This window comes from Mariprofundus sp. KV (assembly GCF_013387475.1).
GTDB lineage: Bacteria > Pseudomonadota > Zetaproteobacteria > Mariprofundales > Mariprofundaceae > Mariprofundus.
The window spans coordinates 145,537-162,880 of the sequence record NZ_VWNB01000002.1; the positions used below are offsets into that span (position 1 = coordinate 145,537).

Annotated in this window: 20 protein-coding genes; 12 read left to right on the forward strand and 8 right to left on the reverse strand. The window is 51.1% G+C overall.

All coding sequences use genetic code 11. The features are described from left to right. Nucleotides 1–39 precede the first annotated feature (39 nt). The gene (locus tag F3F93_RS02365) at nucleotides 40–1,563 is read right to left on the reverse strand and encodes a metallophosphoesterase family protein (protein WP_176957554.1); all 1,524 of its coding nucleotides are present in this window, start codon (nucleotides 1,561–1,563) and stop codon (nucleotides 40–42) included. A gap of 184 nt (nucleotides 1,564–1,747) precedes the next feature. Between F3F93_RS02365 and F3F93_RS02370 the strand changes: the two genes are divergently transcribed. From F3F93_RS02370 to F3F93_RS02410, 9 genes are all read left to right on the forward strand, one after another. After that, on the forward strand, nucleotides 1,748–2,137 hold the full coding sequence (locus F3F93_RS02370) for a hypothetical protein (protein WP_176957555.1): 390 nt from the start codon (nucleotides 1,748–1,750) through the stop codon (nucleotides 2,135–2,137). Nucleotides 2,138–2,186: 49 nt separating this feature from the next. Then, nucleotides 2,187–2,936, forward strand: coding sequence for an MBL fold metallo-hydrolase (locus F3F93_RS02375; protein WP_176957556.1), 750 nt, complete (start codon nucleotides 2,187–2,189; stop codon nucleotides 2,934–2,936). Nucleotides 2,937–2,970: 34 nt separating this feature from the next. Beyond that, on the forward strand, nucleotides 2,971–3,336 hold the full coding sequence (locus F3F93_RS02380) for a roadblock/LC7 domain-containing protein (protein WP_176957557.1): 366 nt from the start codon (nucleotides 2,971–2,973) through the stop codon (nucleotides 3,334–3,336). Nucleotides 3,337–3,520: 184 nt separating this feature from the next. Further along, a complete protein-coding gene (locus F3F93_RS02385) occupies nucleotides 3,521–4,156 on the forward strand; it encodes a hypothetical protein (RefSeq protein ID WP_176957558.1) in 636 nt (211 codons plus the stop codon). Continuing rightward, the gene (locus tag F3F93_RS02390) at nucleotides 4,156–4,740 is read left to right on the forward strand and encodes an ATP/GTP-binding protein (protein ID WP_194334945.1); all 585 of its coding nucleotides are present in this window, start codon (nucleotides 4,156–4,158) and stop codon (nucleotides 4,738–4,740) included. Before F3F93_RS02385 ends, F3F93_RS02390 begins: the two co-directional genes overlap by 1 nt. Nucleotides 4,741–4,755: 15 nt before the next feature. Beyond that, nucleotides 4,756–6,123 carry a LysM peptidoglycan-binding domain-containing protein gene (locus F3F93_RS02395; protein ID WP_347239170.1) on the forward strand — a complete coding sequence of 456 codons (1,368 nt, stop codon included), beginning with the start codon at nucleotides 4,756–4,758 and terminating at the stop codon, nucleotides 6,121–6,123. After that, nucleotides 6,093–7,781 (forward strand): peptide-binding protein, encoded by a 1,689-nt coding sequence (locus tag F3F93_RS02400; RefSeq protein ID WP_176957559.1) that lies wholly within the window; start codon nucleotides 6,093–6,095, stop codon nucleotides 7,779–7,781. Before F3F93_RS02395 ends, F3F93_RS02400 begins: the two co-directional genes overlap by 31 nt. Before the next feature lie 84 nt (nucleotides 7,782–7,865). Further along, nucleotides 7,866–8,396, forward strand: a complete 531-nt coding sequence (locus F3F93_RS02405; RefSeq protein WP_176957560.1) for a hypothetical protein — start codon at nucleotides 7,866–7,868, stop codon at nucleotides 8,394–8,396. Nucleotides 8,397–8,680: 284 nt separating this feature from the next. Further along, on the forward strand, nucleotides 8,681–9,052 hold the full coding sequence (locus F3F93_RS02410; protein WP_194334946.1) for a hypothetical protein: 372 nt from the start codon (nucleotides 8,681–8,683) through the stop codon (nucleotides 9,050–9,052). A gap of 25 nt (nucleotides 9,053–9,077) precedes the next feature. Here the strand turns inward: F3F93_RS02410 and ald are convergent, their stop codons facing one another. Further along, entirely contained in the window at nucleotides 9,078–10,175 is a 1,098-nt protein-coding gene (gene ald, locus F3F93_RS02415; RefSeq protein ID WP_176957561.1) for an alanine dehydrogenase, read from the reverse strand. A gap of 179 nt (nucleotides 10,176–10,354) precedes the next feature. On the opposite strand from ald, the gene F3F93_RS02420 reads away from it, so the two are divergent. Then, a complete protein-coding gene (locus F3F93_RS02420; RefSeq protein WP_176957562.1) occupies nucleotides 10,355–10,960 on the forward strand; it encodes an HD domain-containing phosphohydrolase in 606 nt (201 codons plus the stop codon). A 27-nt stretch (nucleotides 10,961–10,987) separates the two neighbouring features. Here the strand turns inward: F3F93_RS02420 and F3F93_RS02425 are convergent, their stop codons facing one another. After that, on the reverse strand, nucleotides 10,988–11,578 hold the full coding sequence (locus tag F3F93_RS02425) for a peroxiredoxin (protein ID WP_176957563.1): 591 nt from the start codon (nucleotides 11,576–11,578) through the stop codon (nucleotides 10,988–10,990). 227 nt (nucleotides 11,579–11,805) lie between these two features. Between F3F93_RS02425 and F3F93_RS02430 the strand changes: the two genes are divergently transcribed. Both F3F93_RS02430 and F3F93_RS02435 read left to right on the forward strand, forming a co-directional pair. Beyond that, nucleotides 11,806–12,759: a P-loop NTPase gene (locus tag F3F93_RS02430; protein ID WP_176957564.1), complete on the forward strand. Its 954-nt coding sequence runs from the start codon at nucleotides 11,806–11,808 to the stop codon at nucleotides 12,757–12,759. Further along, nucleotides 12,756–13,319 (forward strand): helix-turn-helix domain-containing protein, encoded by a 564-nt coding sequence (locus F3F93_RS02435; RefSeq protein ID WP_176957565.1) that lies wholly within the window; start codon nucleotides 12,756–12,758, stop codon nucleotides 13,317–13,319. Before F3F93_RS02430 ends, F3F93_RS02435 begins: the two co-directional genes overlap by 4 nt. 24 nt (nucleotides 13,320–13,343) lie before the next feature. Here F3F93_RS02435 and F3F93_RS02440 read toward each other — a convergent pair whose 3' ends face one another. Genes F3F93_RS02440 through F3F93_RS02460 form a run of 5 tightly spaced genes read right to left on the reverse strand, consistent with a single transcriptional unit; the run spans nucleotide 13,344 to nucleotide 17,298 of the window. Next, the gene (locus F3F93_RS02440; RefSeq protein WP_176957566.1) at nucleotides 13,344–13,661 is read right to left on the reverse strand and encodes an RnfH family protein; all 318 of its coding nucleotides are present in this window, start codon (nucleotides 13,659–13,661) and stop codon (nucleotides 13,344–13,346) included. Beyond that, nucleotides 13,662–14,096: a type II toxin-antitoxin system RatA family toxin gene (locus F3F93_RS02445; protein WP_176957567.1), complete on the reverse strand. Its 435-nt coding sequence runs from the start codon at nucleotides 14,094–14,096 to the stop codon at nucleotides 13,662–13,664. Nucleotides 14,097–14,099: 3 nt separating this feature from the next. Beyond that, nucleotides 14,100–15,467, reverse strand: coding sequence for a ribosome biogenesis GTPase Der (gene der / locus F3F93_RS02450; protein WP_176957568.1), 1,368 nt, complete (start codon nucleotides 15,465–15,467; stop codon nucleotides 14,100–14,102). A 23-nt stretch (nucleotides 15,468–15,490) separates the two neighbouring features. Beyond that, complete coding sequence (locus F3F93_RS02455; RefSeq protein WP_176957569.1) at nucleotides 15,491–16,657, reverse strand: PQQ-binding-like beta-propeller repeat protein; 1,167 nt, start codon at nucleotides 16,655–16,657, stop codon at nucleotides 15,491–15,493. Between the two features lie 11 nt (nucleotides 16,658–16,668). Continuing rightward, complete coding sequence (locus F3F93_RS02460; RefSeq protein WP_176957570.1) at nucleotides 16,669–17,298, reverse strand: tetratricopeptide repeat protein; 630 nt, start codon at nucleotides 17,296–17,298, stop codon at nucleotides 16,669–16,671. Between the last annotated feature and the right edge of the window lie 46 nt (nucleotides 17,299–17,344).

Genomic DNA, 17,344 nt, shown 5'->3' on the forward strand with positions numbered 1-17,344 from the left:
ACACTGATTATTGCTACACTATAACCGACCTGTACCCGGTTAGCGTCCTGCCCTGAGGCGCTGCACAATACGCTCAGGGAAGTTGCTCTTCTGCATGTCTGAGGCCACCTTTTCGATATCATAGGCAACGGTAAATAGCTCAATCCTCTTACTGTCAGGGTAAAAGATTGCGGCTTCAGCCCCCACCTGACCATCCCTTGGCTGCCCCACAGATCCGGGACAGATCAGGGATGCCGAAAACGGCTTGAGATTGATCTCTGCTGCGCAGATAAACGGCATCACCACCCGCCCCTGCATGGCATAGACACCCTGAATATGAGAGTGGCCGTGCAGGCAGATCGAAATGGATTTCTCCCTGAGAAACTCGAGGTTTTTCTCAGCCGTCATATTATAGACGTAACCATTAAAAAAACTCTTGTCGATGGGTGAACCATGCACGGCTAACCAGTCACTCATAAGGTGACGCACCGGCAGTGCTGCCAGCCACCCCTTCTCCTCATCATCCAGCTGCTCAATGGTCCAGTCCAGCGTCCACTGCGCGCTGCGACTGGCTGCCACTTTGACATCACCATGATGGGCCACATAGTGATCATGGTTGCCACGAATACAGAACAGTCCCCTCTCTCTGGCCAGACGAATACATTCAGCAGGTTGAGGCCCGTAACCTACGATATCTCCCAGGTGCATAATCTGATGAATGCCCCTCTCGTCAAACAACCTCAGAACACGCTCAAAGGCCGGCAGATTAGCGTGAATATCGGCAATCAAACCAATAGGCTCATCACTATGCTTCAGCACCACCGCAGCACTTTTAACCATGGCACAGGACTCAACGGATCGAAGCTCAGAGATCAATGCTTTTTTATGTGGCTCAAAATGACCGACAAACTGATCAGTGAGCCCCTCATAGACCATATCGTCAGCCGAAGATGAATAGGTCCGCAACATCGGTTTAAGCATTTGACCAAGCAGTTGCCACTGCCTCTCATCCATACCCATTGCCGATGACTTCCTTAACCAGTTTGCCAGCATCGCAGAGAAAGATGAAAAACTGTCCCAGGGGTAGATATCATCATCCAGGTAGTAGAGCTGATCATCAGCCAGCGCAAAATTGGAGAGCCCTTCATCCAGTCGCTTCTCGCTCTGAGCCGCAAAGCGGCAGTAGATAGCCAGCAGCTCGCTTAACAAGCCTAACCGCTGCTGCTCGGGCAAGGATGAAAAATCGAGTGCGTGCAGCGGCTGCATACGGGGAGTGACATTACCCACTACCCATCCCCGCTCCTGAATCACAAACCAGCAGCGCTGAGGGTGATAAATTGCGTAAGAGCTCTCTTTATCAATCTGCAGGGCACACCACTTGTGAGCCACCTCTTCAGTAGAGAAGTTACGGCGCGCATCAATTTTTAATACCCATGATGAATCGACATGGAGTTGTGTCGAAGGTTTACCGGTAAAATCACCGCCATGAGACATATTCAGCGGCGGCACCTTAAGCAGGGAGGATATCTCCTCAGCAGTAACACGGGCATGGCCGCTGAGCGCACCAATGATAGATACTGTCATATTCCTCCCCTTAAACCGGACTATAGATCAATACTCACCATGAATATATGCCGATAATCAATGATGATATACCATTGTATTCCATGTACCGTTGCACTCCTGAGGAAGAAGTTCCATGTTTTTTTATGGAATCCTTAACGAAATTAAGGTTAAATGTCGCTGCTGAATATGGGAGGGGGTATAGGTGGAAAACACATCGGAACTGAAACTGGATGTGCGGTTACAGGCTATTCTCGAGGAGACTCGCCAGATGTACAACCTGCACTCTCTTCTGCTTGCCGATCAGAACGGCCTGCCAATTAGCCATGCCGGAAAAATTGCCCATGCAGGCATGGCGGCTATTGCACCGGAGTTGATCAGGGTTGGCGATCATGCTGTTCGTCTCGGGGAATACAACAGCATCACATGTGTGGCGCTTGTGCTTGAAGACAGCCATCTGATGGTAATCAAGGATATCGAGATCAACAACAGCCCGTTTGTACTGGTGATGGACACAGCAACCGTCCCCAGAGGTATTCGCAAAGTAATCAAAGAGTTGAGAGACCGCTTAGCCTTTGCCATGCATATGGAGTAGGACAATCTCACGCTAACATAAGGATATAACTAAAATACGGAGGAACCGAATGGCTGATATATTATTCGAAAATGAAGAGCACAGATGTGTCTTTTTCGAGGACTTCACTGAGGGCGAGATGGTATCGTCCAATCAGCATCTGATAATCCACAAAGGTAAAGGCATGCTGCTTGATCCCGGTGGTCACAAGGTTTATTCAAAAATCTTCTCTGCCATGCCTGAGCATCTGCCACCATCGATGCTGAAATACCTTTTTCTCTCCCATCAGGATCCCGACATCGTCGCATCCGTTAACGGCTGGCTGATGATCACCGATGCTGATGCCTACATGTCAGCGATCTGGCGTCGTTTTGTCGCCCACTTCGGTGTTGATGGCAGCGTCATGGATCGTATGAAAGAGATACCCGATCAGGGCATGAAACTTGATCTGGAAGGGTGCGAGCTGATGATCCTGCCCGCTCACTTCCTGCACTCATCGGGAAATTTCCATGTTTACGACCCGGTATCAAAAATCCTCTACTCCGGCGACCTGGGCGCAGCCATTGTCGACTACCGTTTTGTTGAAGATTTCAATACCCATGTAAGCCATATGGAGGGCTTCCATAAACGTTATATGCCTACCAGTACCGCATGCAAAGCGTGGGCAGCCATGGTTCGCGACCTGGACATTGAGATTATTGCACCACAGCACGGTGCCATGTTTGTAGGCAAAGAGCTCTGCAATCAGTTTATCGACTGGATTGACGGCCTTGAAGTGGGTGCTGAGACCATGAAAGATATCTACAAATTACCTGCGTAAACCCATAACTATAAATTATTGAGAGGAGAGAGAGATGGCAACAAAACAGGATAGAATCAACAGCGTTCTTGATGAACTGAAAATGGCCACATCGGATATTCAGGGTGCAGGTGTACTCAGTCCGGATGGCATGATGATTGCGGATAAACTTGGTGGTACTCAGGGCGATGCAGCTGCCGCCATGGGTGCAGCCCTTGCCAGCCTTGCCAAACGCGTAACCGACACACTCAAGGTTGGCGACTTTCAGGAGGTCAACATTCGCGGCTCCAATGCAGGCATTCTGCTGTTCGATATTGAACATCGTGCATCACTGATTGTGACTGTGACACAGGGAGCAAACCTTGGCCTGGTCTTCCTTGAAGCAAGACAGGCACAGCGCCAGCTGGGAGATATTCTCTAACAACTCATCAGAGCCCCCGTTTCGGGGGCTCTTTTTTATCTCAACTGATCATCGAGCCTCTACTGCAACCCGAAACTATGGTGAAAGTTGTGCGCGCTTACTGACCATCAATTTAACTTTCCGTTTGCGGCAGGCGGATCAGTCTGTATATTTCAAAAATTATCAGCCTGAAGAGGATACAATAATGAATTCACTCGTTTACCTCCGCCGTATGATAGTCAGCCAAAAGCCAGCCAGGGTTGATTATACGGTCGGATCAACCACGAAAAGCATCTATTATGAGCGCGCCGGTTTTGAGGGCACCCATGATGAAGTATCCAGGAAACTCAGAGAGATTTTTGAATCCCGCTCAGTTGAGGTCATCACCAGCAGCGACTTTAACCCCATGAGCAACAAACGCGTATTTGCCCCGCAGGCAATCGCCTCAGCTCTGGCCGGTTATACATTTAATGCAGAGATGCGCGCCTCCCTGCTCAGTTTTGCCATGCGCCTGCCACCACTGATTGTTCGGCTCTACCCTATGCAGCGCTACGCCTTTCAGGATAACTCCACCTATATGAAGATGCATATGATGTATCAGCATAATGGTTCACTCCGAATGCAGAGCTTTATCTCTCAGGCTGAAAACACACGCGATGAGATGGTTCGTCTGCGGGTGTTGATGGCGACCTATATTCTCGGTCTGATCGCACCGCTTAACTCAACAGGAGGCAACAGCCACACTGCAACCAGAGAGATGCGTGCCCATAATCCTGATGCCAGACGCGGCAAAAAAGTCTCTATTTTAAGCCGAATCATCAACAGAATCAGGGGTCTATAATGGAAGAAAAACAGGTTGTAAAACTTGTCATCACCGGCCCGGTCAATGCCGGCAAAACCACGATGGTTCAGAACCTCAGTGACTCGCAAATCGCAGCCACCGATGTTGCCCCCTCCGATCAGGTTGCTCAGCTCAAAAGCATGACCACAGTCGGACTGGACTTCGGCATTCTTAAAATCGATGAACACCTTGAACTGCACCTGTTCGGCACACCGGGTCAGTCACGGTTCAACTTCATGTGGAACATCCTCTCCAAGGGCGCCATCGGTGCGATTTTCCTTGTCGACAGTACCAGTGAAGAGTCACTGATCGAGATGAGAAAGATGTATGACTACTATGAAGAGCATGTCGGTCTTCCGGTACTTGTTGGTGCAACCAAGCAGGATCTGCCCGGTGCCAAGGATGTCGATGAGATCGCAGCCATCCTGAATCTTGGCGATGTCATGGTAGTACCCGTTGATGCCCGTGAGAAAGAGGGCAGCAAAATGCTCGCCCTCACCCTGCTTGGCAATGCGCTGGTACAGGCCAGCGCTGAAGCTGGAGAAGATGACTTTGATGATGGCGATTATGATGATCTCTTTTAGCCTCCATGCCAGCTGGTGATTGCCGCTATTTTCGCTAAACAGTTCATGCACAGCAGGTGTAAACAGAGGGTTCTCTTTCACTGCCTTGTCATCACGGCGGGTGCACTACTGTTCTCAGCTCCCTCCTCTGCCGAGGAGCAGCTGCAAAGCGCTGATCCTGACCCGAGGCTGGTGAACTACCATGGCAGTCGCCTGCAGCACGCCGCTAACACGGCATCTCACCAGCTTAAACTCTCGCACACACTGGTGGAGCCACAACACCGTAAAGCGGAACCGCTGCTGGCAGGCATCAATGAAAGCGACATTATCACGGTAAAAGAGATCGCCAGAAAACGTTTCAGCAAACGCTGGGATCTGGTTTCAGAGCGATCCCGTTTTGTTCGCCATCGTCTTGTTGGCAATCTTGAAAAAATATCTGCCCCGCTCTCTCTGCAGGTTATCCCGGTGGTGGAGTCGACCTACAGCCCCTATGCCCTATCCCATGCCGGTGCCGCAGGCCTCTGGCAACTGATGCCCGGCACAGCCAAAGTTCTTGGCATTCAGCCGGATAAAAAGATTGATGGCAGACGTGACATCGAAAGGTCGACACAGGCTGCAGCTACCTATCTTATGCAACAGCATGATCGCTTCGACAACTGGCCACTGGCTATTGCCGCCTACAATCTCGGCCCCTATGCCGTTTCAAAACGCCTGAAAAATTCACCCTGGGATATGGCCGATGGTCTGGATGCCATGCCAGTACCGCTTGAGACCAGAAATTATGTTAAACACATTATCGGTCTTGTTGCCCTCCTTGATGAGGGTACTCTTCAATTCCCCTCTCCTATCAAAACCCGGACAGTTCAGCTGAACCCGCCAGTCGATATCCAGCTGCTCGCTCAGCTCAGCGGCATGGAGAAGGATGAAATTTTCCTGTTTAATCCCTCACTGAATCAGGCGCAGTATCTGACCCGGCCTGTGACCATCCACGTGCCTGAAGCTGCGCATCCCAGGGTAGAGGAAAATATTATCCACTCAGGCCCGAAATTTGTTTCAGTCACGGTCAGAGAAGGCAACTCGATGTGGAGTATTGCCAGAGCCAATGGCACCGATGTAAAGACAGTGAAGCAGCTTAATCCCGGCATCAGCAATGTGCTACGAATTGGCCAGAAATTGAAGGTGCCTGCCAATCAGCTGGCCAAGGCAAGTGCCAACATCAATCCCCTGCTACCATCGAAAAATCGGGTTCGCTACAAGGTTCGTTCTGGTGATTCACTATGGAGGATCGCCAACCGCTTTGGCACTACAGTCAAAGCGCTATCCAGGGTGAACAGTCTTTCGAAAAAATCAGTTATTCGTGCCGGTGATATTTTATGGGTTCTGGCCCGCGTTCGTCCAAGCTGATCTCCATCAGAGCTCTACCTCTTGTCTGTCTGCTGCTGCTTATCGGATGCAGCAACGCCAATGCGCCTGCAGAGACGCATGAGACGGCTGTTAACACTGCTTATGAAGATATCCCTGCCCGTGGTGACCGGCTGGTTGAAGCATCCATTGGTGATGCCACCAATCTGATTCCGATGATTGCCGGTGATGCATCGAGTCACGCTGTCGCAGGTCAGCTCTACCTCTCGCTGCTCAAGTATGACAAAAATCTCGATCTGACCGGCCAGCTGGCAAAATCGTGGGAGATCTCAGCTGACAATCTGACCATCACCTTTCATCTGCGCCCGGATCTGCGCTGGAGTGATGGTAAACCTCTCACCTCAGCCGACTGTCTGTTCACCCTCAGACTGATGCAGGATGAGGGCACCCAGAGCGCTTATAAAGCTGATTACATCATCGTCAAACATGCGGAAGCACCCGACCCACTCACCTTTGTGGTGCATTATGATGAGCCGTTTTCACCGGCACTCTCCTCCTGGTCCTCTTTAGCCATCCTTCCTAAACATGTGTTTGAAAAAGAGAATATCATGGACACACGTCTGTCGCGTGAACCCAAAGCGAGCATAGGCCCCTACAAGCTGACGCAGTGGCAATCCCAGCAATCGATTCTGATGAGCGCCAATGAGGATTACTTTGATGGCCCTGTCTGGATTAAGGAGCGCCTTACCCGCATTATCCCGGATCGCGCCACCCAGTTCCTCGAGCTCTCAGCCGGCAGGCTCGATTCGGTCGGCTTGAGCCCGATGCAGTACTCACGCCTGTTTGAAACCCGTGATGAGTTGAAACGCAATTTTAATCGCTATAAATATCTTGATTTCGTCTACACCTATCTCGGCTTCAATCTCAAACGTAAACCGTTTGATGATATTCTTGTTCGCAGCGCGATCGCTTATGCCATCGACCGACAGGAGATTCTCGATGGTGTACAGCTTGGATTGGGTGAAACCATCGCCAGCCCCTACAAACCCGGCACCTTCTGGGTTAATGAGAAGCTTAAACCACGCCCCTATGATCCAGAAAAAGCGAAAGCACTGCTAGCTCAGGCCGGCTGGAAGGATTCCGATGGTGACGGCATAGTCGACAAGGATGGCAAACCGCTCTCATTCATCGTACTCACCAATAACGGCAACAAACAGCGTGCCGATGCCGCCACCATCATGCAGCAACGGCTGAAGAAGGTTGGCATTGAGATCAAGGTGCGGCTGGTTGAGTGGTCAGCTTTTATTCAGAACTTCATCAACAAACGAAACTTTGATGCGGTGATTCTCGGCTGGTCCCTCTCGCCTGATCCCGATCAGTACACCATCTGGCACTCATCCCAGACCGGCCCGCGCCAATTCAATTTCCTCTCCTATAATAACGCCAATGTGGATGCGGCGCTGGATAACGCACGCAGAGTCTTTGATAGAGATGAACGCAAAGCGCAGTACGATCTTATGCAGGAGGAGATTCATCATGATGTGCCGATGGTATTCCTCTTTGCCCCCTACTCGCTGCCGGTGATGCACAAACGCTTTCACGGCATCAAACCCGCCCCTGCCGGCATCGGCTACAATAGTGAACACTGGTATGTTCCGCAGGAACTGCAGAAGTACAGCGTCACCTCTGTCGCTCCCTGATCCGGGCTTCAGCAGCCACAGATTTGTGACCGGGATCGTAGTTTAAATATCAATAGCGAACTAACCTCCAATACACGGAGGCGCATGAAGATGAGCGAATATCGCAGGCTCTCATTAACAGGCAGTAACAGCTTTCATTTTCAAGATGAAGGGTTTGATCTTGAGCTCTGTTATCACCCGCTCTCAGGTAGAGAGACAGTCACATTCAATACCGTGAAAATTTCCGAAGAGCGCATTGCCAGCATTGGCTTTAGCTACAATCTTGATTTCAATGGCAACAGATATTCGCTGATTCACGACCGCCCCGAAGACCGTAGCTGCAACTACTATTTCCAACTCAGCAGGAACAGCGAACCGATTCAGCGTTACGAGATCGTACCAACACGCAAAACAGCGCCAGCCTTCTACCTTGTAGCACTCTGTGCGGTGATTGCTTTGCCGGTGGCCGCAGGTGAGCTCTCCGAGCAATTTATGGGCATCTCAGCCCTGGAGTGGAGCGCAGGCGTAAAACTTGCCGTCATTGCCACAGCAGCCCTCAGCGCCATCGCCATTCACCTGGCCCTGTACGGCCGCCTGCTCATCAAAAACCTCACAGGCCCCGACCTAAAGGGCTAGAGACCTTCACCTAAAATTATGCATGCGATCGTACTCGATCATCATATGCTTTACTGAAACGGCTGTATGCCCCCCAAATGGGGGACAAAATGGCAGGATTGTCATTTTGCACGCACTAGCGCCCAAAGGGTGCCATACAGGATGTATGGCATGACAAGTCCACAGGTATTGATGCGCTTGGTGCGGCAAATATGAGCGCACAGAAAAATGAGGCGCTTGAACTTATGGGCAGGAATAGTGATACTGCTTCCTCTTGTGGCTGACACAGGAAAATATGATGCAGGTTGGAGGGATGGCTTATCTCTATTCAACAGGAACTTGAACAGATTCGGCAGGAGCATGATCTCTCCTGTGTTATCGTTATTGATGGTGAAGGCGCTCTGATCGCTCAGGTTGGCGATCACCCTGAAGGGGAAGAGTTTGCGCTCTACTCACCTATGGTGATGGAGACCATCCGCACCATGTCACAGGTTGGTGGCTTTGGTGAGCCGATCTGCAACGGAGTCATTCTCAAAAAAGGAAGAATCCTCATCACCCATCAGGATGTTGTGAAGGGTGAAGTGATCTACTCCTCACTGCTGTGTCAGAAAAAGGTGCCAGCCGGTCTTCTGGAACTGCTCAACAAGATCACCAAACTGGTAGAAAAAGCGATCTGACTCAGCCTGCCGGGCTGTTTACGCCCTATTTATCTGCCAGTGCAGCTCTGACACCTTTGTGAACAATCTTTCCGTCTCTGATATTAATACCGGGCTTTAACGAGGGATCTAGCTCCATCGCCATCTCAAGCCCCATATCAGCGATTCTCTGCACATAGGGCAGCGTGGCATGGGTAAGTGCCGCAGTGCTGCTCTGAGGGACCGCTGATGGCAGATTGGGCAGACAGCAGTGAATCACCCCCTCCTCCAGATAAACGGGCTCAGCAAAGCTTGTCGGACGACTGGTTTCACTCATGCCGCCCTGATCAATCGCCACATCTACAAACACACTGCCCTGTCTCATGCGAGCGATATCTGCGCGCCTGAGAAGCATCGGTGCATGCTTGCCCGGAATTAGTGCTGCACCGATAAGGATGTCACAAGCAGGCAGCAGTTGAAGCAGGTTGGCATGGGTATAGTGAACGACCCTGATATTCTCTTGCGTTCTCTTGTTAAGCGCATCGATACGCTGAGCATCAGCTTCAAGCAACATGACTTCAGCGCCCAGCCCGGCAAGTGCATCTGCAGCATTACTGCCAACATTGCCTGCCCCGAGAACAACCACATGTGCTGCAGCCTGACTGCCCATCGCTCCGGGAAGACGCCCGATGCCTGGAATGCATGTGCCGTTCTCCTTCTGCAGGTATTGCACCGCCAGTTGCGCAGCGACCCTGCCAGCCACCTGACTCATCGGTGACAACAGCGGCAGCCTTCCGGATGGCAGCTGCACTGTTTCATAACCAATTGCACACACGCCGGAACTCATTAGCGCTTTTGCCAGCGCCGGCACTGCAGCCAGATGCAGATAGGTAAAGAGCATCAAACCCGGCCTGAAATAGTGGTACTCTGAAGCCAGAGGCTCTTTCACCTTTACAACCAGATCACAGGCCCATGCCCGGTCTGCAGAATCAACGATTTCCGCTCCTGCATCCAGGTAGGACTGATCCGCAAATGAGCTATCCAGACCGGCTGAGACCTCAACAAAGAGCTGATGGCCGCTAGCAACCAGTGCTCTCACCCCATCCGGTGTCATGGCCACACGATGCTCTCGGTTCTTTATCTCTTTAGGAACACCAATACGCATGAACAGACCTCACTGTGAACTTATCTATCCATACTGTTCAGATTTAATTACAAACATCATCAGCATGGATGACGTAATCTTAATTCCCGGTATGATTAGGTGTTAAATCATGACGGCATTCTCTATGCAATGCCATCGATGATTATATCGGCAGCAGCCGGCCAGAGGGAGCCCATCACGTGAGTAATGCTGGCAATGATGCACAGGAAGCACTGGTTGCCCTTGTCGGCGCTCTGGAGGCCCGGGACAGCTTCGCCAATGATCACTCAAGACGGGTCAGCCAGATTGCCGTGCGATTGGCGAAGATATTCAAGCTCGATGCTGAAACAGTGAAAAAGATCGGCAATGCAGGTCTGCTACACGATATCGGCATGGTCAGTGTTCCTGATGCCATTCTTCTCAAACCCGGCAGTTTTACAGAGGCTGAACGCACCGTGATTCGTGAAGCCCCTAACGTTGCAGGAAAAATCCTTGAACCGATCAAATCACTCAGGGATGAACGCCTTATGGTACTGCATCATGGTGAGCGCTGGGATGGTTCAGGTTACCCGGATGGACTCAAAGAAGAGGCCATTCCTATTGGAGCCCGCTTTATCGCTATCGCAGAAGCGATTGATGCGATGACCCAAAACCGGGTCTACCGCCGGGCCAGACCTCTCTCATTCTGTCTGGAGCAGCTGGAAGAGAACGCAGGCAGCCAGTTTGACCCTAAAATTGCAAAAGTAGCTATAGCGGCACTGGCCAAGGGGCTGGTTAGAGCCAGACCCGATAAAACAGGGAATTAATGGCGTATCCAGCCAGCTTTTTCAGGCTTACAGCTGTTTGAACTGTTGAACATCACTGGTTATTGCGCGCACCTGCTCATCCGGCGAGAGATCCAGATAGACCTTTTTGATAATACCTGCCTCATCAACAAGATAACTCATATTCTTGGTCATATGCGTCATCGAGGTGTGAGCTGCATACTCCTGGATAACATCGCCCTCAGGATCGGAAAGCAGAGGGTGTGTGATCCCCAGCTTCTCGGCAAATTCATGATGCGAAGACACTGAATCGTAACTGATACCGATCAGCTGCAAATCCAGTGAACGGAAAGCATTATAGTTGTCTCTCAATCGCCGGGCCTGAATCAACCCCTCCGCACGGGACTCATTATAAAAATAGACCAGGCACCAGTGACCCTTGAAATCACTGACAGAGACATTTGTATTATCCTGATTCCGCAGCACAAATTCAGGAACAGGTTTACCCGGCTCAATGGGTTTACCGTTATTGACAATGATGCTGATCATCACAATTGCTGGCGCCACTGCTACCATAATCATCCCAACCACTATCTTCACGATAGCGCGTTGCACCTGTTGCGCCTGTTCGTGGTTGGCTGGTAATGGTCTCTGATTCATGTTCGAGTTCTGCCACACCTTGTCTAATAAGTAAAGTCTAATATACGCATGTCTTGCACATCAAGCTTGTGAAATCGAGAAGGAAAGAAAGAGAGCAACATAAACCGAGCAGGCCAGATGAACACAATTAAGCAACTGCGCAGACATCCGAAAATTAAACCAACACTTGACAAAACTGCCATAACCTATTGATATGTATCCCCTTACAGGACACGGAGGCCTTGACCATGTTAAAAGTGGTAACGTCCCCCACCGCTCCCGCCAGCGCAGGAGCCACTGAAAACAGACCACAGATATGGGCTGTAGCCAGCGGCAAGGGTGGTGTTGGAAAAAGCTTTATCGCTTCTAATCTGGGCCTAGCACTTGCCCAGAGTGGCAGACGTACTATTGTCGTAGATCTTGATCTTGGCGGTGCTAATCTGCACACCCATCTCGGCATCAGCCGTCCCAAACACTCGCTCTCTCATTTCATCAATGGCAAAAATGGTGATCTTAAAGAGATGATCGAATCACTACCCGGTACAACACTGGGCATCATCTCAGGCGCATCGGACCATCTTGAGGTGGCTAACCTCAAACATTTCCAGAAACTGAAACTCATTCGCCATCTTTTAAAGCTTCCGGCCGATTACGTTATTCTCGATCTGGGAGCCGGAACCACCTACAACACCCTCGATTTCTTCAACCTGGCTGATCAGGGCATCCTCTCTGTTATTCCGGAACCCACCGCGATTGAAAACAGCCACCGTTTCCTGAAATCGGCAATGTACCGCAAACTTCGTGATGTTCCTGCGGATACCAAGAGCATGGTTAAAGAGATCCTTGGCACACCATCTGAACAGACCCGCAGCTTAAACACGCTGAATAAGATCATCGACTCGATCCATCAACAATCACCGAAACATGGTAAAATTCTCAGGCGGAGAATTGACTCTGCAGGCCTGCACCTGATTGTTAACCAGATCAGGGAACCCGCCGACTTTCAACTGGGTTATTCCATGGCACTGATCTGGAAACAGTATTACGGAAAAAAACCGGACTCTCTCTCTTTCCTCAACCATGATGACTCAATTATCAAAGCGCTCTGTGAGCATCACCCCTACCTGCATGAGCATCCGCACTCTCGCAATGCGATCCAGCTGAAACATCTGGTCAAGACCATCATAAACAAGAAAAAATGAGGCTCCCTGATTATTACGACCTTCTGGATATCCCCAGATCAGCGTCAGCCGCAGATATCATTCAGGCCTATCGACTGGCAACCAGAACCTATGTCAACGGATCTCAGGCCACCTACTCCATGTTTGATGAGGATCAGCTAGTGGAGATTCGCCGTGACATTGAAGAGGCCTATAATACATTAAGCCATACTGAAAGGCGTAAGCTCTACGACACGATGCTGGCACAGCAACAAGCTGGTACAACAAGCCGAAACGCTATAGATGAGCGTGAAAAAAATGTCTTTTATCTTAAACAGCCGGCTGAGATCCCGGCAGCAACCGGCATTAAATTTACCGGTGATCAACTGAAGCGTATCCGCAAAAGCAGAGGCATATCCCTTGCGAAGCTTGCTGACGCGACAGGTATACAACAGCGCCTGCTGCAAGCCATAGAGGAAGAGGATCTTACCCTGTTCAGAGATAAATCCGAGCTCAACACGACCCTTTCATGCTACTCGAAGGAGACAGGTCTAGACCCGCAAGAGGTTAGAAGCAGCTACCCGCTGACAGATCAGGCATAACCGGGCAAGACAATCGCCGGACGATCAGCTCTCTGCGTCTGCACCTTCTACACGCGCCTTTTTGGCACGGATACGCTCTTTTTTGTCATCAGCACCATGAGCACTGCGCGGCTTGCGCGGCAGTGAACGGTAGATCTCCACACGATCCCCCTCACAAAGCTCCTGACTCCCCTTGATCAGTTTCGCATAGATACCGAGCTGATGCACAGCAAGGTCGATTTCAGGGCACCTCTCCATCAGACCGCTGGTACGAACCGCCTCTTCAGCCGTTGTCCCCGCAGCCACATCCAGCTCTTCGATAAACTGTTCATGTGCCAGTGCATAGACGACAGTAACGTGCATTCAGCTCCCCTTCAGGGTCAGAGCCCGCTGTTCAAAGGCCTGGACCATCGATTTGCATGCTGTTGCGAAGATTGGAGAAGCCACCATGTCCAGCATCATGCTGCGAAATTCAAACTCAATCGAAAAATGTACCCTGCAGGTCTCATCATCCACAGCCTCAAAGGTCCAGATACTCTCGAGAAAGCGGAACGGCCCGTCGAGCAGCCTGATCTCGATCAACTTGTCTGAAACATAGCGATCAATAGTTTTAAAGCTGTGCCTGGAGCCAGCCAGATCGGCAACAAGCTCTGCAGTCAGCTCTCCCTGCTGCTCTGTTAATATCGTTGCATCAGCAACCCAGGGCAGAAACTGCGGGTAGGCTTCAATATCCATCACAACATCAAACATTCTGCCTGCAGAACTGGCGATCACCCTGGTCTCTTCGAAACTACGCATGGATCAGCGTCTTTTCTCCGGGGCATAGGGGTTGTCACCGCCCCCTGTGAAGGTAAAGCGGACAGTGACACCGGTAAGATTAAATGTCTTACGGAATGACTGCTCCAGATAGCGGCGATAACTGGTCTTCAGCGCCTGCGGACGATTACAGAATACTTTGATACTTGGCGGAGAGGTACCGATCTGCGATGCATATTTCAGCTTTACAGCGGCACCGCGATCACTGGGTGGATGCTGCGCCTCCTGAGCCGCCTGCATCCAGCGATTCAGCTCACCGGTTCCGATCTCAAAGCGGTTACGCTTGGCTGCCCTGACCGCCTCATCAAGAAGCTTTTTCACACCTTTGCTGCTCTTGGCAGTAATGCGGAAAATCTGAATGTCCGCCAGACCACGCATGCGGAAGTTGAGGCGCTCAGCGAAATAGTTCCACTCATCCTCACTCAGCAGGTCAAGCTTGTTCACTGCCACCAGCAGCGCACACCCTTCATCCTGAGCCAGCTGCATCAGCCGCATATCCTGCTCTACAACACCTTCTGAGCCATCAAGTACCATGACAGCCGTATCAGCACGCGCAAATGCCTGTACAGCCTTCACACGCGCCACAAACTCGATGATATCACTGATTCTACCATGCTTACGCTGGCCTGCCGTATCCACCAGACGCACAACACCATCGCGATATGGAAGATCACTATCAATCGCATCTCTGGTGGTGCCGGCCACATCACTGACCACCATCCGCTGCTTGCCAAGCCAGGCGTTGATCAGGGTTGATTTGCCGACATTGGGACGGCCAATGACAGCAATACTGGCCAGCGGCGGCTGCTCATCCTCTGTTGAGGCAACCAGTTCCGGCAGCATCTTTTCCAGATGAACGACAAAATCACGGATACCGTCACCATGCGCCGCAGAAACAGCAATAGGGTCACCCATGCCGAGCTTGAAAAATTCCAGTTCACTATTGGGCTTTTCGGCTTTGTTCACCACAATCGCCACAGGAATGTGATGGCGACGCAGCTTATGGGCAATAGCAGCATCTACAGGTGTCACACCAACCTGACCATCACCGATAAACAGAACAACATCGGCAATTTCCAGCGCCGCCTCAACCTGCGCATCAATAGCAGGCTGCATCACATCATGTGTGCCCTCACCAATGCCACCGGTATCAACCAGAACACATTCACGTGCGCCGATCAGGCATTCACTCTCAAGGCGATCTACGGTTACACCCGGTCGGTCGCCAACAATGGCCTTGCGCTTACCAAGCAGCCGGTTGAACAGGGTAGATTTACCGACGTTGGGGCGGCCAACAATAGCGATAACCGGCAAGCGAGCGGATAACTTCTGATAATGGGGTTTCTGATTCAAAGGGGTAACCTGTTTTGGCGCACTCAGCGCAGTTTAAACAGAGTTCCAAGGTTATTTCTAACCAGCACCCCGTCAGAAGAGGCAACAGGAGTCAGGTCAATACGTCCACCCAGTTCCACCGTTGCAAGTAGCTTTCCATCAAGATTGAGGCGGAAAACTTTACCGGACTCATCTGCCAGCCATAGCATCTGATTCCAGAATATCGGTCCGGTCAGCTCAACATCGGAGAGTTTCTGTTTCCAGAGCGTCTCTCCACCGGCTGCATCAAGCATACTCAGCGCTCCCTGAGCATCGGCCACATAGACCCTATTACCGATCAGCAGAGGTGACCCTTTTGAGGAGATCGCACGACTCATCAATGTACTGCCATCCTGTAGTGAGAGGAAAAACAGCTCGCCCTGAAATACCGGCACAGCCAGCATATCCTCATGTTTACCAGACTGCTCAGCCGGGATAAGCAGCGGCGTTGCCACAGGCACCTTCAGATCTCTCAACACAGCAGCATCACTGTTAATCAACAGCTGGCGCTGCCACAAAAAGCTGCCACTTTCAGCTTTCAACGCCACAACATCACCATTGCGCATGGCGACATAAACCTGATCCCGGAAGACCACAGGAGAAGGCAACAGCTGCATACCCAGACCAGCCGGTGGGCCGGAGTAACTCCAGACCTTTTCGCCACGCTGGGAGAAACGGAACACCTGATTGGTTTCAGTTTGAATAATAAAATCACTACCAATAAGAACAGGTCTGCTTAACAGTGACGAAGAGAGTTGAATGGACCAGGCCACACGACCTTCGTTGATATCAATGCCGAACACTTTACCGCCCACATCACCAACAACGACAAGACCATTGGCCAGCTGCAGGCCACCGGACTCACCGGCAGCACTCAGTGCTACGCGATGAATTTCACGACCTGAACTGTTGAGTATCCTGACACGTTTGTCCTGGGCACCGGCAACAATCACTTCACCCGCTTCACTCGTGGCAATAGCCGGATTACTCATGCCTGCACTGGAGGCTGGCTGGCGCTGATCGAGATCACTGCGCCAGACAATTGATATATCTGAAGTAGTCTCAACCACCGGCTTCTGCTCGCCCTCCTGAGAAGCGAAAGGGTTCATCGAACAGCCACACAACAGTGCCAGCAAAGCGGCAAACAGCGGTAGTCTCAACTGCGCTATCATTACAGGTCTCATCATGAGGTTTTCTTGTTCATCTGAGACTCAATCTTCTCTTTAAGCCCGGCATCAACACCGGCTGCATCAAGAGCCTTCTGCAGATACGCCTGCTTCTGCGTCTCATCTGTAGCGATCTGAGCCAGCAGGAAGTAGCGAATCTGCTGGTACTGGTTGCCCACCTTCTGATCAAGCAGTGCCTGCGCTGCGGCATGATCTCCGGCAGCAATCTTCATCTCAGCCAGATCAATTCTGGCCTGCCATACCCACTCCGGCATCGCTTTCGCATGCGCAATCAGAGCATTCAGATGCACCTCAGCATTGGCCGTATCAACGCCTGCCAGCTGCATCAGCGCCAGTGCACCATAACTGCTGGATGAGAAATCCCTGCTGACATTCTGCAGCAGCAACTGCTTCTTGCTGACATCGGCTTCACTAACAGCCTGCTGGTAAACAGTTGCAGCGGTAGCACTGTGAGCACGATCCTGTTCAATCCAGAATCCGGCCGCCAGCAGTACAACCAGCAGCGCGGCAGCCGCACCCATCAGCAGCTTCTGATTGGCCTCTACCCAATTCGTCCATTGGGCAGAACGCATTTCGCGTTTAAGTTCCTCAATGTCGGAATCTTTTACTGGTATATCGTCACTCATCTCATTCATCCTCGTTCATATTCATGAACAACCGGCATTGCAGGTA

Bases quoted from the DNA above. Each gene is read 5' to 3' on its own strand.
- F3F93_RS02365 (WP_176957554.1), bottom strand. From the start codon at position 1,563: ATGACAGTATCTATCATTGGTGCGCTCAGCGGCCATGCCCGTGTTACT.
- F3F93_RS02375 (WP_176957556.1), top strand. From the start codon at position 2,187: ATGGCTGATATATTATTCGAAAATGAAGAGCACAGATGTGTCTTTTTC.
- F3F93_RS02380 (WP_176957557.1), top strand. From the start codon at position 2,971: ATGGCAACAAAACAGGATAGAATCAACAGCGTTCTTGATGAACTGAAA.
- F3F93_RS02385 (WP_176957558.1), top strand. From the start codon at position 3,521: ATGAATTCACTCGTTTACCTCCGCCGTATGATAGTCAGCCAAAAGCCA.
- F3F93_RS02390 (WP_194334945.1), top strand. From the start codon at position 4,156: ATGGAAGAAAAACAGGTTGTAAAACTTGTCATCACCGGCCCGGTCAAT.
- F3F93_RS02400 (WP_176957559.1), top strand. From the start codon at position 6,093: ATGGGTTCTGGCCCGCGTTCGTCCAAGCTGATCTCCATCAGAGCTCTA.
- F3F93_RS02405 (WP_176957560.1), top strand. From the start codon at position 7,866: ATGAAGATGAGCGAATATCGCAGGCTCTCATTAACAGGCAGTAACAGC.
- ald (WP_176957561.1), bottom strand. From the start codon at position 10,175: ATGCGTATTGGTGTTCCTAAAGAGATAAAGAACCGAGAGCATCGTGTG.
- F3F93_RS02425 (WP_176957563.1), bottom strand. From the start codon at position 11,578: ATGAATCAGAGACCATTACCAGCCAACCACGAACAGGCGCAACAGGTG.
- F3F93_RS02430 (WP_176957564.1), top strand. From the start codon at position 11,806: ATGTTAAAAGTGGTAACGTCCCCCACCGCTCCCGCCAGCGCAGGAGCC.
- F3F93_RS02435 (WP_176957565.1), top strand. From the start codon at position 12,756: ATGAGGCTCCCTGATTATTACGACCTTCTGGATATCCCCAGATCAGCG.
- F3F93_RS02440 (WP_176957566.1), bottom strand. From the start codon at position 13,661: ATGCACGTTACTGTCGTCTATGCACTGGCACATGAACAGTTTATCGAA.
- F3F93_RS02445 (WP_176957567.1), bottom strand. From the start codon at position 14,096: ATGCGTAGTTTCGAAGAGACCAGGGTGATCGCCAGTTCTGCAGGCAGA.
- F3F93_RS02455 (WP_176957569.1), bottom strand. From the start codon at position 16,657: ATGATAGCGCAGTTGAGACTACCGCTGTTTGCCGCTTTGCTGGCACTG.
- F3F93_RS02460 (WP_176957570.1), bottom strand. From the start codon at position 17,298: ATGAGTGACGATATACCAGTAAAAGATTCCGACATTGAGGAACTTAAA.